The organism is Rhodoferax sp. SPJ21 (genome assembly GCF_058216335.1).
Map to the genome: position 1 here is coordinate 18692 of NZ_JBYZMO010000004.1, position 16570 is coordinate 35261.

The 16570-nt window shown below is 60.5% G+C and carries 11 protein-coding genes and 1 pseudogene; 6 read left to right on the top strand and 6 right to left on the bottom strand.

The window, feature by feature from the left end:
- Nucleotides 1–272 precede the first annotated feature (272 nt).
- Both AC4BBN_RS19430 and AC4BBN_RS19435 read left to right on the top strand, forming a co-directional pair.
- Entirely contained in the window at nucleotides 273–3263 is a 2991-nt protein-coding gene (locus AC4BBN_RS19430) for a bifunctional diguanylate cyclase/phosphodiesterase (RefSeq protein WP_490593668.1), read from the top strand.
- 10 nt (nucleotides 3264–3273) lie between these two features.
- Complete coding sequence (locus tag AC4BBN_RS19435) at nucleotides 3274–4638, top strand: TAXI family TRAP transporter solute-binding subunit (protein WP_490593669.1); 1365 nt, start codon at nucleotides 3274–3276, stop codon at nucleotides 4636–4638.
- Nucleotides 4639–4807: 169 nt separating this feature from the next.
- Here the strand turns inward: AC4BBN_RS19435 and ettA are convergent, their stop codons facing one another.
- Nucleotides 4808–6469: an energy-dependent translational throttle protein EttA gene (gene ettA / locus AC4BBN_RS19440; protein ID WP_490593670.1), complete on the bottom strand. Its 1662-nt coding sequence runs from the start codon at nucleotides 6467–6469 to the stop codon at nucleotides 4808–4810.
- Nucleotides 6470–6715: 246 nt separating this feature from the next.
- Here ettA and AC4BBN_RS19445 point away from each other — a divergent pair, with 246 nt between their 5' ends.
- The 3 genes from AC4BBN_RS19445 to AC4BBN_RS19455 all read left to right on the top strand — a co-directional run bounded on the left by AC4BBN_RS19445 (nucleotide 6716) and on the right by AC4BBN_RS19455 (nucleotide 10154).
- Nucleotides 6716–8497, top strand: coding sequence for a DEAD/DEAH box helicase (locus AC4BBN_RS19445; protein WP_490593671.1), 1782 nt, complete (start codon nucleotides 6716–6718; stop codon nucleotides 8495–8497).
- Between the two features lie 272 nt (nucleotides 8498–8769).
- On the top strand, nucleotides 8770–9177 hold the full coding sequence (gene gloA / locus AC4BBN_RS19450; RefSeq protein WP_490593672.1) for a lactoylglutathione lyase: 408 nt from the start codon (nucleotides 8770–8772) through the stop codon (nucleotides 9175–9177).
- An 89-nt stretch (nucleotides 9178–9266) separates the two neighbouring features.
- On the top strand, nucleotides 9267–10154 hold the full coding sequence (locus tag AC4BBN_RS19455; RefSeq protein ID WP_490593673.1) for a caspase family protein: 888 nt from the start codon (nucleotides 9267–9269) through the stop codon (nucleotides 10152–10154).
- Nucleotides 10155–10193: 39 nt separating this feature from the next.
- On the opposite strand, the gene eda is transcribed toward AC4BBN_RS19455, so the two are convergent.
- The gene (gene eda, locus AC4BBN_RS19460) at nucleotides 10194–10856 is read right to left on the bottom strand and encodes a bifunctional 4-hydroxy-2-oxoglutarate aldolase/2-dehydro-3-deoxy-phosphogluconate aldolase (protein ID WP_490593674.1); all 663 of its coding nucleotides are present in this window, start codon (nucleotides 10854–10856) and stop codon (nucleotides 10194–10196) included.
- Complete coding sequence (gene edd, locus AC4BBN_RS19465; protein ID WP_490593675.1) at nucleotides 10847–12664, bottom strand: phosphogluconate dehydratase; 1818 nt, start codon at nucleotides 12662–12664, stop codon at nucleotides 10847–10849. Before edd ends, eda begins: the two co-directional genes overlap by 10 nt.
- 138 nt (nucleotides 12665–12802) lie before the next feature.
- Between edd and AC4BBN_RS19470 the strand changes: the two are divergent.
- Nucleotides 12803–13113 (top strand): annotated as a pseudogene (locus AC4BBN_RS19470) (aldehyde dehydrogenase family protein); the annotation flags it as partial.
- Nucleotides 13114–13275: 162 nt separating this feature from the next.
- On the opposite strand, the gene AC4BBN_RS19475 reads toward AC4BBN_RS19470, so the two are convergent.
- The 3 genes from AC4BBN_RS19475 to AC4BBN_RS19485 form a co-directional block, all read right to left on the bottom strand.
- Complete coding sequence (locus AC4BBN_RS19475; protein ID WP_490593676.1) at nucleotides 13276–14139, bottom strand: dienelactone hydrolase family protein; 864 nt, start codon at nucleotides 14137–14139, stop codon at nucleotides 13276–13278.
- Nucleotides 14140–14203: 64 nt separating this feature from the next.
- The gene (locus AC4BBN_RS19480) at nucleotides 14204–15439 is read right to left on the bottom strand and encodes a sensor domain-containing diguanylate cyclase (RefSeq protein WP_490593677.1); all 1236 of its coding nucleotides are present in this window, start codon (nucleotides 15437–15439) and stop codon (nucleotides 14204–14206) included.
- A gap of 15 nt (nucleotides 15440–15454) precedes the next feature.
- A complete protein-coding gene (locus AC4BBN_RS19485; protein ID WP_490593678.1) occupies nucleotides 15455–16558 on the bottom strand; it encodes an ABC transporter substrate-binding protein in 1104 nt (367 codons plus the stop codon).
- Nucleotides 16559–16570 lie beyond the last annotated feature (12 nt).

The following is a 16570-nucleotide window of genomic DNA, read 5'->3' on the forward strand; positions in this document are numbered from 1 at the left end:
GTTCAATTAAAGAGGTAATTCCTTGCGTTAGACGGGGACAATTAGCACTGAAAGCGATATCGCCAGTACGTTGACGCTACTCCATTTCTCGCTGGCGATGTGCTGCAGTTTGGGAGCTCTAACGGAGCTCTAGCTGAGCTGTCTCCGCCACTTACTCTCTTCGAAGTGCTGCCATATACCCAAGCTATATAGTCAGCGCTGCGAGTCCCCCGTCTACAAGAAACAGAACAACCACTACGCCTTGCGTCATGAAGATTACGTACCCCACACGCTTGCTGCGCACCATCCCCATATGGTTGCTCGGCCTTGCGGTGTTTATGCTGACCGCCATGGCGGCAGCTCTGTTGATATGGAACCTGGAGCAGCGCCGCATTCAAAGCCAGCGCGCGCATGTAGATAGCGTTGTAGCTGACCGTGCCCATGCAATCCAGGCAACCATTGAGCGGGCTTTGTCCAGCGCTTACGCGCTGTCGGCTATGGTGCACCAGGCTGGGGGGGAATTCCCGAACTTTGAGGGTGTAGGCGAAGAAATGTTGCACCTTTACCCTGGTGTGACCATGTTCAGCCTGTCACCCAATGGCGTGGTCAATCGCGTAGTGCCTCTGGCGGGTAACGAGGCCACCATGGGGTTCAATCAACTCGAAGACCCCGTACAAGGCAAGGAGGCGGCACGAGCAATCGCAACCCGCGAATTGACCTTGGCTGGCCCCCTCAACCTGGTGCAAGGCGGATTGGGGCTTGTGGGGCGATTGCCGGTGTATTTGCCAACACCTACCCTCGCGTCCCCCCAGCAAGACAGTTTTTGGGGATTTATATCTGTCGTAATCCGGGTCCCCGAAGCATTGGCCGGCAGCGGCATCTCGCAACTGCAGGAACAAGGCATCGCCTATGAACTATGGCGCATACATCCAGATACCCTTAAAAGGCAAAGCATCACAGGTGCCGGCAACCAGTTTTTACATGACCCCGTAGACCGCAACATCCTGGTGCCCAATGGACGGTGGGTGCTGAGTGCCACACCGGTCAACGGCTGGGGTGACCTCGGGGCTTTGGCGTCTGAAATTGCACTGGGTCTGCTGCTGAGCACCACGATCGCCTGGCTGGCCCAACTGATGCTCCAGCTCAAACGACAGGAGCAAAGCTTAGAAGCACAGGTCGTTGCCCGCACCCAAGAAATTTCGGCGACGCAAACCAAATTAGAAGCCACGCTGGACGCTATTCCCGATCTATTGTTTGAGCTAGGTCCAGACGGCACTGTGCATGATTGCCGGCTTCCCCGGGCTTTGCTGTCGGATATTCCTCTTGAACATTTTTTGGGTAAAAACGTGATGCAGGTCTTGCCCGCCGATGCCGGAAAAGTGATTGCGGCCGGGCTGGAAGATGCCCGACTAAACGGCCACTCGGAAGGCGGCCAGTTCGAGCTCCAGTTGCGGTACAACCTTTTATGGTTTGAAATTTCGGTAGCTCGTAAAGACATTCCCGGCCATGCCGAGCCCCGCTTCATTGTGCTGGCGCGAAATATCACGCTACGCATGCAAGCCGAGCTGGATCTACGTATCGCAGCAACGGCTTTTAATGCCCAAGACGGCCTGGCAATTACCGATGCACAGCGTCAGATATTGCGCTGCAACCCGGCATTTACCCACATCACTGGCTACACCGAACACGAGGCTATTGGTAAAAGTCTGCACATACTCAATTCGGGTAGACACGACAGGGCTTTCTACCAAAACATGTGGGATACCGTGGAAACACAGGGTAGCTGGCGTGGTGACGTGTGGAACAAACGCAAAAATGGCGATATTTACCCAGACTCCCGCACCGTGACCGCTGTGCACGACAAAAATGGCAAGATCACCCACTTCGTCAACACCTTCAACGACATCACGCAGCGCAAAGCGGCGGAAGAAGAAATCAACAAGCTCGCTTTCTACGACCCCCTAACCCATCTGCCCAATCGACGCTTATTGTTGGACAGATTACGCCAAGCAATGGGCTTGGGTGTTCGCAATGGCCAATGCGGTGCACTGCAAGTGATTGACTTGGACAACTTCAAAACCCTCAACGACACGCTAGGGCACGATGTGGGTGACCTGCTATTGCAGCAGGTCGCAATCCGATTGACCGAATGCGTGCGTGAAATCGATACGGTGGCGCGCTTGGGGGGCGACGAGTTCGTGGTGCTGCTGACCCAGCTCAGCAGCTATAACGCCGAAGCGGCGGCCCACGCCGAAGCCGTAGGCGAAAAAATTCTGCAATCGATCAGTCAACCCTACCAGCTAGGATCGCATGAGCATCAAATTTTTGCCAGTATGGGTGTAACACTGTACTTTGGCCAGCAAGACAGCACCGACGAGCTGCTGAAGCAAGCTGATCTGGCGATGTACCAAGCCAAATCAGCAGGACGCAACACGCTGCGCTTCTATGATCCGCAAATGCAGGCTGTCGTAAACGCCAGGGTGAAGCTGGAAGCCGATATACGCCGGGGCTTGGCGCAGCAGCAGTTTGTACTGCATTACCAGGCACAGGTAGATCGGCAAGGCCAAGTTGTTGGTGCAGAAGCCTTACTGCGCTGGCCGCACCCAGAGCGCGGCTATATATCTCCGTCTGAATTTATCCCGCTGACCGAAGATTCTGGACTGATATTGCCCCTAGGCCATTGGGTTTTGCATACGGCGTGTATGCAGCTTAAGCAATGGAGCCAAAGCCCGCTCACCCAAGAGCTCAGCCTGGCAGTCAACGTCAGTGCGCGGCAGTTTCGGCAAGCCGATTTTGTGGAGTCCGTGCTGCACATATTGCAGAACACTGGCGCACCTGCTCACAAATTGAAACTAGAGCTGACAGAAAGCTTGTTGGTGGATGACGTAAATGAAACCAGCGACAAGATGCATGCGCTCAAAGCCCACGGCGTGGGCTTTTCGCTAGATGACTTCGGCACCGGCTATTCATCATTGGCCTATTTAAAGCGCCTGCCGCTGGACCAGTTGAAAATAGACCAGTCATTTGTACAAGACCTGCTCACAAATCCCAAGGATGCTGCCATCGCCCGGACCGTCATCACCCTGGGGCACAGCCTTGGACTGAGTGTCATTGCAGAAGGCGTGGAAACCATGGAACAGCGGCGATTTTTGGCAACAGAATGTTGCGACGCTTACCAGGGCTACTTTTTTGCTCGCCCGCTGCCACTGCAGGACTTTGAGGAATGGCTGCAGCTGTCGCCACGGTCCGACATGATTCACTCAGCCGTCGACCTCTCCAGATAGCCAACGAGCCATGCCCAAGACATTAAAGCTGATCCTGCTGTCTCTACGTGACCTGATCGTTTCCGCTGGGCCAGTGGTGTTCATCGCGATCGGCTCGCTGCTTGCCGCCTACTGGTACCTCGACCCGCAGCCGCCAAAAACCGTGACTCTGGCCACCGGCCCCGCCGGCAGCGCCTATGCCGAATTCGGCAAGCGCTATGCCAGCGCGCTCAAGGCCAGCGGCATCGAAGTCGTGCTAAAGGCCACAGACGGTGCAGCGGACAATCTCCAGATGCTGCGCAACGGTGAGGCCGACGTCGGTTTTGTACGCGGCGGTAGCGCCGACCCGGTAGCTGACGAAGAAGCCGGCCTGGTCTCACTGGGCAGCCTGTTCTACGAGCCGCTGTGGTTGTTCTACCGCATCGACTCGGCTCGAAAAATCGACTTGAATACCGCTGCACTGACAACAATCCCACAACTAAAAAGTCTACGCATCAACATTGACAACCAAGGCAGCGGTGTGCCCGACATCATGGAGAAGATGTTCGAGGCCAACCACATCGAGTTCCGCACGCTGCGGCTATCTAACCTGGAGCCGGCGCCTGCTGTTGAGGCTCTGCTGGCAGGCAAGGTTGATGCAATTGCGCTGGCGTCGGCGCCGCAATCCCCGCTGGTGCAACGCCTGTTACGCGCCCGCGGCATCCAGCTAATGGACTTCGGTCAAAGCGAAGCGTACGCCAGGCGATTTGCCTTTCTTTCGGCCGTCACACTACCGCGCGGCGTAGTAGATCTGGCTGCCGACATGCCGCCGCACGACGTGGCCCTGCTTGCCGCCACCACCTCGCTGATTTCCAGTGACCAGACGCACCCCGCCCTGCGCCAGCTGTTTGCACAAAGTGCGCAAACTATGCACAGCGGTGCCGGCTGGTTCAACCGCGCTCGCGACTTTCCGAATACCCGCACCAGCGAATTGCCAGTCAGTGCCGAAGGTGACCGAGCCATTAACGGCACGCCGTCGTTCTGGCAGCGCTACCTGCCGTTCTGGGCCAGCAATCTAATCGAACGTATGTGGCTGGTCCTCGGCGGCCTGTTGGTACTGATGCTGCCGCTTTCAAAAATCGTGCCGCCGCTGTACCAGTTCCGCGTCCGCAGCCGCGTGTTCCGCTGGTACGCCCGGCTGCGCGAAATCGAAACCAAGGTCGATGCCCGCAACGGCGACCGCGAGGCCCTACTCAACGAACTCGATGAGCTCGACCGTGTGACCCACGGAATCGCCGTACCTCTGTCTTACACCGACGAGCTATACGCCCTGCGCAACAACATCGAAGCCGTGCGCAGGCGCTTGCTGGCGAGCTGGCCCAAATCATCGGAGTCAGACGGAAAAGCAGAGCCGTAAACGGCCATAAATAAAAACGGCCCGCATAAACGGGCCGTTTTTATCCAAGTGCAAGCGAAGCGACGCCCCTTCGTGAACTGCGCGGAACTGGCTTTGCCAGGCCGCTGCAGTTGCCCCCCTGCAAGGGGGGTGGCGCTGCCACACGCAGTGGGCAAGCCTGGGGGTGTGCTTACTTCAAAGCCTTGTAGCGCATGCGCTTGGGCTTGGCACCCTCCTCACCCAGTCGCTTCTTCTTATCAGCTTCGTACTCTTGGTAGTTTCCGTCGAAGAAGGTCCACTGGCTATCGCCTTCAGCTGCCAGGATGTGGGTGGCGATACGGTCCAGGAACCAGCGGTCATGGGAGATCACCAGCATGGTGCCGGCGAATTCCAGCAGCGCGTCTTCCAACGCGCGCAGGGTTTCCACGTCCAAGTCGTTCGACGGCTCATCCAGCATCAGCACGTTACCCCCGGCGATCAAGGTCTTGGCCAGGTGCAAACGGCCACGCTCGCCACCGGACAACATGCCGACTTTCTTCTGCTGGTCCGCACCGTTGAAGTTGAAGCGGCCGCAGTAGGCACGGCTGGCCATCTGGAACTTGCCCACGTTCAGGATGTCGAGTCCGCCGGACACGTCTTCCCAGACAGTTTTTTCATTCGACAAATCGTCACGGTGCTGGTCCACAAAGGCCATCTTCACGGTCTGGCCGATCTTTACTTCACCCGAGTCGGCTTTTTCCTTGCCCGCAATCAGCTTGAACAGCGTGGATTTACCGGCGCCGTTGGGGCCGATGATGCCGACGATGGCGCCAGCGGGGATTTTGAAGCTCAGGTTGTCGATCAGCACGCGGTCGCCAAAGGACTTGGTCACGTTGGTGAATTCGATCACTTCATGGCCCAGGCGGTCGGCCACCGGGATAAAGATTTCATTGGTTTCGTTGCGCTTCTGGTATTCGAAGTCGCTCAATTCCTCGAAGCGGGCCAGACGGGCCTTGCTCTTAGCCTGGCGGGCCTTGGGGTTCTGGCGCGACCATTCCAATTCCTTCTTGAGGGCCTTGGCGCGGGCTTCTTCACCCTTTTGCTCGGCTTCCAAGCGAGCGCCCTTTTGCGTCAGCCAGTCGGAGTAGTTGCCCTTGTAAGGGATGCCGGAGCCACGGTCCAGTTCCAAAATCCACTCTGCCGCGTTGTCCAGGAAGTAGCGGTCATGGGTAATGGCCACCACGGTGCCGGAATAGCGCTGCAGGAATTGCTCCAGCCAGTCCACCGATTCAGCGTCCAAGTGGTTGGTGGGTTCGTCAAGCAGCAGCATGTCGGGCTTGCTCAGAAGCAGTCGGCACAGCGCCACACGGCGCTTTTCACCGCCGGACAGCACACCAATGTTGGCGTCCCAAGGCGGCAGGCGCAGCGCGTCGGCGGCGATTTCCAGTTGGTGCTCGGAATCAGTTCCGGCGGTGGCGATGATGGCTTCCAGCTCAGCCTGCTCGGCGGCAAGGGCGTCAAAGTCAGCGTCTTCTTCGCCGTAGGCGGTGTAGACCTCTTCCAGACGGGCCTTGGCGGCAAACACCTTGCCCATGCCGGCTTCGACGCTTTCGCGCACGGTCTGGGTCGGGTCCAATTGGGGTTCTTGCGGCAAATAGCCGATGTTCAGGCCGGCCATGGGGATGGCTTCGCCTTCAATTTCCTTGTCCAGACCGGCCATGATCTTCAGCAAGGTGGACTTGCCGGAGCCGTTGGTACCTAGTACGCCGATCTTGGCGCCAGGGAAGAAACTGAGAGAAATGTCTTTAAGAATGTGGCGCTTGGGCGGCACGATCTTGCCGACGCGGTTCATGGAAAAAACGTATTGAGCCATCTGTTTTGAAGGTCTGGTTAGTGCAAAAAAATCTGCCGAAACTAGTCGGGCGGACCCTGATTATCCCAGCATGCGACAATCTACCTGTTGCGGCATTCCAATTGGCTGCAACGCCAGCACTTCGCTGGGGGCCAAAACGACTTGTTTTGCGTCCATTTTTAAAAAATGTCTGCCTTTGATTGGTGCCCGTGTTGACTGTACGGGCGATAGGCCAGGCTTCCAAGCGCCCAGGACGGGCGCAACAAAATGAACTTTGAAGAACTGAATCTGGCCCCGGCCATTCTGAAGGCCGTGCAAGAGCAAGGCTATACCGAGCCCACACCGATCCAAGCACAGGCCATCCCGGTCGTCTTGGCTGGGCACGATCTACTGGGCGGCGCCCAAACCGGCACCGGCAAGACAGCAGCGTTCACTCTGCCCCTGCTGCAGCGTCTGAGCGAAAGTGCTCCCGCGCAAAACAAATTCGGTGGCAAGGGCATTCGCGCCTTGGTGCTGACCCCCACCCGCGAACTCGCAGCCCAGGTTGAAGAATCCGTGCAAACCTACGGCAAATACCTGGAGCTGAGCTCCACCGTAGTCTTTGGTGGCGTGGGCATGAACCCGCAAATCACCAAGGTCAAAAAGGGCGTGGACGTTCTGGTGGCCACCCCCGGCCGCCTGCTGGACCTGATGCAGCAAGGCATGCTAGACCTGGGCCAGGTGCAAATCCTGGTGCTGGATGAAGCCGACCGTATGCTGGACATGGGCTTCATCCACGACGTGAAGAAGGTGCTGGCCGCTGTGCCCAAGGACAAGCAAAGCCTGTTGTTCTCGGCCACTTTCAGCGATGAAATCCGCGATCTGGCTGCCACCCTGCTGAAGAATCCGCAAAGCGTGCAAGTCACGCCGCGCAACACCACCGTGCAGCGCATCACCCAGGTGATCCACCCGGTGGGTCGCGGCAAGAAGAAGGCTTTGCTGGCCCACATCATCAACGAACACAAGTGGAGCCAGGTGCTGGTGTTCACCCGCACCAAGTTCGGCGCCAACAACGTGGCCGAATTCCTGGAAAAGAACGGCATCACCGCCATGGCGCTGCACGGCAACAAGAGCCAGTCCGCCCGTACCCAGGCACTGCAAGGCTTCAAGAGCGGCGATGTGCGCGCCCTGGTGGCCACCGACATCGCGGCCCGTGGCATCGATATTGACGACCTGCCCCACGTCGTTAACTACGAAATCCCGAATGTCTGCGAAGACTATGTGCACCGCATCGGCCGTACTGGCCGCGCGGGTGCCGAAGGCGCAGCCGTCAACCTGGTGTGCCTGGACGAAGAAGGCTTCATGCAAGACATCGAGCGCTTCACCAAGCAAGAAATTGCCGTGCAAGTCATTGAAGGTTTCATGCCTGAACCAGGCGAACGCGCCGAGCCCATCGCCATGGGCCGCCAGACCATCTGGGGCGGCGCTGGCAAGCCACCTAGCCGTGACGTGATGCAAGCCGCAGCCAAGGCGGCACGTACCGAAATGCTGCAGCGCGTGCGCGAAAACAAGGCCTCGCAAGGCGACGGTGGCCAGCGTGCTGGCAATGGCGGTGGCCGTAACGCCCCGCGCGGCGGCCCACGCAGTGCGCCCCAAGGCGATGGCATGGCGCCTCCCCGTCCGCAAGGTGCACGTCCGCCGCAAGGTGGCCGTGGCCCGCGTCCCGGTGGCAGCAACGGCGGTGCTCGCTCCGGTGGCTACGGCGGTGGCGGCGGTGGTTATGGCGGCGGCTACGGTGGTGGCGCACAGCCTGATCACACCCGCTCGGCATCCATGGGCGGCCAGGCGCCTGCACCTCGCGCGACCCAGGGCGGTCAACCAGACCCCATGCGCACCAGCGTAGACAGCATGCTGGACCGTGGTCGCCGTGGCGGCTTTGGTGGCGGCAACCGTAACGGTGGTGGTGGCTACGGCGGCGGAAACAGCGGCGGCTATGGTGGTGGCGGTCGCGGCAACGGCGGCGGCTCCCGGGGGCCCGGCGGCGGTTCGCGCGGTTCTTTCGGCCGTTAATCCAGAAAATTTCAAGTAGATTTCAAGGCTCTAGCGCAGATCGCAACAGCGGGAAGCGCTATAAAATATAGAGCATTTTGGATCTACAACGCAAGGCGCATGCTCCAGGGCATGCGCCTTTTTTATTTGCTATTTTTTTGTAGCTACTTGCGCAGACATTACCTGCGCCAGAGCCTGTTTTCCCATCAAAAATCCATACCCTGCATCGCAACAGTTAAATAGCAAGCCGTTAGTATTTGCGCCCTACCCTTTTCCCATTACAAGGCCCCACCATGCGACTCCTCCATACCATGCTGCGCGTTGGCGATTTGCAGCGATCCATCCAGTTCTACACCGAAGTGCTGGGCATGCAACTGCTGCGCACTTCCGAGAACACCGAATACAAATACTCGCTGGCCTTCGTGGGCTACGGCAGCAACCCGGACCATGCCGAGATTGAGCTGACCTACAACCATGGCGTCAGCAGCTATGAGCCCGGTACGGCGTTCGGCCACATCGCCCTGGGCGTGCCCGATGCCTACGCGGCCTGCGCCAAGATCAAGGCGGCCGGCGGCAATGTGACGCGGGAAGCCGGCCCGGTCAAAGGCGGCAGCACCGTGATTGCCTTTGTGACCGACCCCGATGGCTACAAGATTGAACTGATCCAGCGGGCGGAACACGCCGGCGGCACCGGGTTGTAATAAAGCCGCGCCCCCGCCCTGCGTCGCCGCTTGACAGGTAGCGACAAGCGGGCGGAATATGTCCCCCCAACTACCACCCGGGGGACACCATGGCCAGCCCAAAAACCACCACTCCCGCAGCGGCCAAAGCGCTGTCGCTGCACATCGGACTGAACGCCGTCAGCGGCGCGGCCTACTCGGGCTGGACCGGGCCGCTAGCGGCCTGCGAGTTTGATGCCAACGACATGGCGGCCATCGCCAAGTCCCAGGGCATGAAGTCCACCGTTTTGCTGACCCGGCAGGGCACCCGCGCCAAAGCCCTGGCGGCGATGCGCAATGCGGCCAAGAGCCTGCGTGCCGGCGACCTATTCTTCCTCACCTACTCGGGCCACGGCGGCCAGGTGCCCGACAGCAACGGTGACGAGGCCGACAAACAGGACGAAACCTGGTGCCTGTACGACGGCCAACTGATTGACGACGAGCTGTATTTCGAGCTCAGCCAGTTCGCTGCGGGCGTGCGCATTCTGGTGCTGTCTGACAGCTGCCACAGCGGCTCCGTAACCCGGGCCGGGCCAACAGGACCCCGTGAACGCGCGATGCCCACCGCTGTTGCCATGCGCGTCTACCGCGACCACCAGGCCTTCTATAACAAGCTGCAAAAAGATGTGGCCAAAGCCGCAGGCACCGCAACGGTAGACCCCGACACCGCGCTGGCCCAGGTCGCGGCCAGTAGCCGCCTCACGGCCATCGTGAAGAAATTCAAACCAGCGGTGCTCTTGATTTCTGGTTGCCAGGACAACCAGACCTCGATGGATGGCGACCACAACGGAGCCTTCACAGAGCAGGTGCTGAAAGTCTGGAACCAGGGTGGTTTTGTCGGCAACTACGGCCAGTTTCATACCCGCGTGAAAGCGGATATGCCGCGCACGCAGTCGCCCAACCTATTTACGCTCGGCACAGCGGGTAAGTTCCTGGCGCAAAGGCCGTTTTCAGTTTGAAAAAAAGCGCCTCAAAAGGCGCTTTTTTGATTCTCTTGTTTAGGCCGCTTTCTTCTTCAGGGCTGCCGTGTCCAGACACAGCTGGGTAATGCGGCCCCAGTCGCCGGCCTTCATGGCATCTGTCGGTACGATCCAAGAGCCACCGACGCAGACCACGTTGGGCAAGGCCAGAAAATCTGACGCGTTCTGCAGGGTCACACCACCGGTGGGGCAGAACTTGACATCAAAGAACGGACCGCTCCAGGCCTTCAACATGGCCGGGCCACCTGCTTGCATGGCGGGGAAAAACTTCAACTCGGTAAAGCCGTCTTCCTGCGCCATCATGACCTCGCTACCGGTGGCCACACCGGGCAACAGTGCCAAGCCCAGGTCACGGCAGGCCTGACCAACCGCGCGGGTATAGCCAGGGCTGACGCCAAACAAGGCACCCGCCTTGGCTGCGGCTGCCGCATCTGCCGCACTGCGGATGGTGCCTGCACCGATCACCGCTTCAGGGACTTCCTTGGCGATGCGCTCTATGCATTCCAGTGCCTGCGGAGTACGCAACGTGACTTCCAACATGCGGATGCCACCCGCCACCAAGGCGCGTGCCAACGGCACGGCATGGGCAACGTCGTTCAGCACAATGACCGGGATCACCGGCGCATCTTCCATAACCTGGCGCGCTGTCCAGCGGCCGCTTGCGTTCTTGTTTACATCCATGTGAGAGCTCCTTGTTCTGCAGTCAGGGCATTGCGGCGCATGCCCGAAAATAATTCACGGCCCATGCCCAGCCCATTGGCCACGCGCAGGGAGTCGGGCATGGTGGCCAATGGCCGCGCAGCCCATTCACCATCAGGCACCAGGGCCTGCAAAGTGCCGGCAATTGCATCCAGGCGCACCACGTCGCCATCCAGCAACTTGGCAAGCGGGCCTCCAGCCAGGGCCTCGGGCGATACGTGGATGGCCGAGGGCACTTTGCCGGATGCGCCGCTCATGCGGCCATCTGTCACCAGAGCCACGCGGTAGCCCTTGCCTTGCAGCACGGCCAGCGGTGGTGTCAGCTTGTGCAGCTCGGGCATGCCATTGGCCTGCGGGCCCTGCCAACGCACCACACAGACCACGTCACGGTTCAGCTCTCCGGCATTGAAGGCTACATGGAGTGCCTCTTGCGAATCAAACAGGCGCACAGGCGCTTCGATGACATAACGGTCGTCCGGCACGGCGGACGCCTTGATCACGCTGCGGCCCAGGTTGCCCTGCAGCAACTTCAAGCCACCCGTGGCACTGAAAGGCTCAGCGGCTGGACGCACGATGCTGGTGTCTTTGGATGGGCCCGCAGGTTCCCACTTCAGGCTGTCACCGGCCAGTTCCGGCACGCCTGTGTATTCACGTATGCCACCGGCACGCACGGTCAGCACGTCTTCGTGCATGAAACCGGCATCCAGCAACTCGCGGATGATGAAGCCGGGGCCACCAGCGGCCTGGAACTGGTTCACGTCGGCGCTGCCGTTCGGATACACATGCGACAGCGTGGGCACCACGTCCGACAAAGCACTGAAGTCGTCCCAGTCGATCACGATGCCGGCTGAAGCGGCAACCGCCACCCAATGGATTAAATGGTTGGTGGAGCCGCCCGTAGCAACCAATGCCACCATGGCGTTGACGATGCAGCGCTCGTCCACCACCTTGCCAATGGGAGCAAAGCGTTTGGACTTGACGGCGCCCAGTACCGTGCGGGTGGATTCGCGGGTCAGTTCATCACGCAGTGCACCACCTGGGGCCACAAAGGCCGTGCCGGGTACATGCAGGCCCATGGCTTCCAGCAGCATCTGGTTGCTGTTGGCGGTGCCGTAGAAGGTGCAGGTGCCGGGCGCGTGGTAGGCGGCCGATTCGGCCTCCAGCAGCTCCGCACGCCCCACCAGCCCTTGGGCGGCTTGTTCGCGCACCTTGGATTTGGCGCTGTTGGACAGGCCAGACGGCATCGGACCCGCAGGCACAAACACCATGGGCAAATGGCCAAACTGTAGCGCACCAATCAGCAAACCTGGCACGATCTTGTCGCACACACCCAGCATCAGGGCGGCATCGAACATATCGTGGCTCAGCGCGACCGCAGTGGCCATGGCGATGACATCCCGGCTGAACAGGCTGAGTTCCATGCCTGGCGTGCCTTGCGTCACGCCGTCGCACATGGCGGGAACACCACCTGCGACCTGGGCCGTGGCGCCGTGCAAGCGGGCCTCAGCCTTCACCAGCTCCGGGTACGTAAGCAGCGGGCTGTGGGCCGACAACATGTCGTTGTAGGCCGTCACGATGCCGATGTTCAGCGCTTTTTCGGCAACCACCTTGAACTTGTCGTTGTTCGGCATACCGGCAAATGCGTGGGCCACATTGGCGCAGCCCATGCGCTCGGCACCCGGCTTGCGCTGTGCAGCGGCTTCAAGACGTTCCAGATACGCGGTGCGAGTTGGCCCGCTGCGCGCGCGAATGCGGTCTGTGACCGCGCTGACGGTGGGGTGGAGTTTCATGTTTTTTGGTAACAAAATTACAGCCTCCATGGTACCCCTTAACTGCAATTTTGTACCGCCTGGCAGTTACCAGTGGGTTACGAACGCCCCAGGGCAAACCCTTGGTTACAGCCTCGCCACAGCCACTATTGGACGCCCCACCTGGAAAAGCCGGCCTACGCTCAAACCGTGGGCACCGGCAACCCGATCCGCGAAACACTGAACGCCGATATTCCGCTGACCATCGAGCATTTCCGCTACTTTGCCGGTTGCCTGCGGCCACGGAAGGCGCTTTGAGCGAAATCGACGAAAACACCATTTCCGACCACTTCCACGAACCCCTGGGCGTGGTGGGTCAGGCCACTCCCTGGAACCGCCCGACCCTGATGGCCGCCTGGAAGCTGGCGCCCGCCATCGGAGCCGGCAACTGCGTGGTGCTCAAGCCTGCCGAATCCACGCCGGTCAGCATCATGGACCACTACCAGCAGACCAAAATTCTGCTGCTGGGCTGCAGCCCAGCGTATTTGTGTTCTTCACGCTCTGCGAGTCGATGGAGATCGTAAACAGGCTCCAACAGGTTTCCTACGGTCCAATAAGCCCATAGCGCAGGTAGAACCTACGCAACATGCTACTTATTTAGTAGCAACGGTACCCAGGGTCTGACGCAACTCTTCGCGCACGCTGGCATAGGCCTGTTCGCGCGCTGCGGGGTTGCGGCCAGCATGCACGCCCTGGCCGGGGTGCACGCCATTGGGCACGTTGCGAAGCAGGCGTACGCCACCCGTGGGGTTGTCAAACTCGTGGTAGCTGCCGGGGTAGACATGCAACTCGGCCCCCACCGCCTGGCCCAGTGTGATGCACGGCGCGGCAGGCGTCCAGTCGTCGCTCTCGCCCAGCAGCAGCATCAAGCGGGTGTTCGGCTGGTAGCCGGCCTTGGTGGCGGCGGCGCAGCCTGGGTAGAAGGCAATGGCGGCGGCAAAGGTATTGGGCTGTGCCGCCACCTCGGGCTGGCGACGGTCGGTAGCGGCCAGCACGGCGCTGCCGCCATGCGACCAACCCAGGGCCGCTATCGCCTTCGGGCGGGCCCAGGGTTGGGCCGCGACCCAGGCCAGCGCGCCCAGGGCATCGCTGCGGCGCTGGGTCTGCGTGATGTCGCGCTGGGCCATCTTTTGTTTGCACAGCGAGTCTTCCCCTCGCGATGTCAGGCTGTCGGGGAACAGCACTGCGTAGCCCTGGCCCAGCAGCATATCGGCCATGGCCTGGTGCCGGGCATTCAGCTTGCCACCCTTGGCATACAGGCCGCCGCAACCGTGCATGGCGATCACCGCTGGACGGGTGGCCGGCCCCTGCGTATCGGGCAGAAAAAGCCAAGCGCGCAAACGGGTGCCGTCCAGGCTGTTGAACTGGACCTCCTGCCCCGGGGCTGCGCTGGCCACATGGGCAACCGCACTCAGAGACACTAAAAAAAAGCGCTTCAGCGCCAATGAAATATGCATAAGTAGCTACGAATTAAATAGCAATAGACTATGGAATATAGCCCGCTTGTATGTCTGCTCCGGCCTACTGCGACGGAAACACCCGGTTCCGGCCAGCGGCCTTGGCCTGGTACAGCAAGGCATCGGCCCGCAGGATCAAGGCGCTACCGTCCTCCTCCGGCCGGATCTGAGCTACACCGAAACTGGCTGTCATCGGAATGGACTGCCCGTCAAAACGTACAGGTTCGGATTCCAGCAAGTGGCGCAAGCGCTCGGCGGTGTGTCGGGCGGCAGTCTCGTCGGTCTCGGGCAGCACGATCAGGAACTCCTCGCCGCCCAAACGCACAACCCAATCTACCTGGCTGCGCGACACGCCGCGCAAGCGGTCTGCGGTCACACACAGCACGGTATCACCGCAGGCGTGGCCGAACCGGTCGTTGATCTGCTTGAAGTGGTCTAAATCCATGCAAATCACTGAAAACGGCCGCCCGTAGCGCCGCGCGCGCTCCAGCTCGCGGTGCAGCCGCTCTTCCAGGTGGCGGCGGTTGAAACAGCCGGTAAGAGCATCCGTGATGGACAGCTGGTGATTCGCCTCAGCCAGGGCTTGCAGCTGCTGCGTGCGCTCGGCCACCATCTGGTCCAGGTTGTGAATGTGCTCGCGCAAGCCGTTTTGCAATTTGGAGAAACCATGGGCTACCAAGTCGATTTCATCGCTGTGGTTGCGCGGTGGGCGGTCCAGCACCAGCGGCCGTACCAGCGTCTGGGGCGTCAGCTCCCGGGCAAACTGGGCCAGATGCTGCAATGGGCGCTGCAGCTCGCGGCGCAGCATATAAGAGATCAAAGCGCAAATCAGCAGCGTGAACAGGCCATAGCCGACCAGCACGCTCAAGGCCGTACGCCTCACCTCGTTCACCACGAATTGGGGGTTCGCCCACAGCAGTAGCTCGCCTATCACCTTGCCGCCCTGCGGCGCCGGAATGGGTATGCGCAAGCTGCCTGGCTCCTTACGAAGCTGCACGTCGCCCGCCTCAAATTGCTGGCCCGTGCCCACCATCAGCAGCACATAACCGACCTCGGGGCGATCCGCGATCACATCCACCTGCTGCTGTACGGCCTGTGGCTCGATATCCCATAGGCTGACCGACAACAAGGGCGCACTGGTTTTGGCAACCTCGTCCACCAGATGTTGGAACTGCGCCTTTTGGTGCTGCAGCATCAGCCCCACCTGCACCACAAACACCGCAAGCATGCAGCACAAGGCCAGGCCCAGCGTGCCACGTATAAGGTAACCCGCAAGAGACCGGAACGGTAGGTTCTGCATAGGTGCAGTGTGCAATCAACGCAGCAATTGGGCAAATCCGAAGCTGTATTGCGCCAGCTTGGGGTTCAGCACTTTGCTGTAACGGCGGAAGTCGATGCTGTTGTAGCGCTGGCCAAAACGGTCTTCAAATTTTTGCGCCATGGCCGGCGTGAACACTACAAACATCGGGCGCTCCAACTGCAGCCCCTCGTCCACAAAATCATGGCCATGGTGGTAGTCATACAGCAGCACTAACGCCCAGGCACCCGCCATGAAATGCCCGCCGGCCAGGGCTGTCAGGCGACCGGATTTGACGGCCTCCAGTGCTTCCTTAGATGTATTCACACCGCTGAACCACATGCTGTGGCCTGGCTGCCCACCGCGCTTTTCCAGCGCCTGCATGGCACCAAAAGCGATCTGGTCACTGCCTGCCCACACCAGGCGTGCGGCCGGGTGGCGCGCAAACAGCCAGTCGGCTTGCTCGGCGGCCTTGTCACGCTTCCAGCTGGAATAGACCATCTGGTCCAGCACCGCGTCGTCGGCTTCAGATAGGGCCTGCAGCAGGCCCTGGTTGCGCAATACCGAGCTGGGCGTGGACCGGTCGCCGGCCAGGGCCAGCACATGCAATTTGCCATCGGCAGCCTGGGCCTTGGCGGCGCGCCCCTGCTCCAGCAGCGCCTTGCCCGTCAGGTAGCCAGCATCGGCCGCACGCGGCTCCAGCGAACCCAACCACTGCTTGAAACGCTGGCGCGGCCCGCCCAACTGCGCCTCCTCGACCGCAGACAGTCGGCTGAAGGCCATGAAGCACCGGATGCCAGACCCGTCAAACACGCGCAGCAGCTCGGCCCCGGTGCCGCTGTCATTGGAGAACACCACATAGTCTGGCCGGTTCGCAAGGGGACGCGCCACCAGCGCACGCGCCAGCTCCAGCACGCGCAATTGGTCACGCTCGGCGAACTGGACCTCCAGCTGCAGCCCCAGGCTGGTCGCGGCCACCTGCATAGCCTGGGCCGCAGCCACCCAGTAGGCTTCGTCCGACTTGCCGGGATTAAGAAAAGCCACCGACATGGCGCCCGCAGGCCAAGCCATCAGCATGGCCCAGCACAGGGCGAGGCGCCGGATCAGAGTAAGACGCAGCACGATAGAACTCCA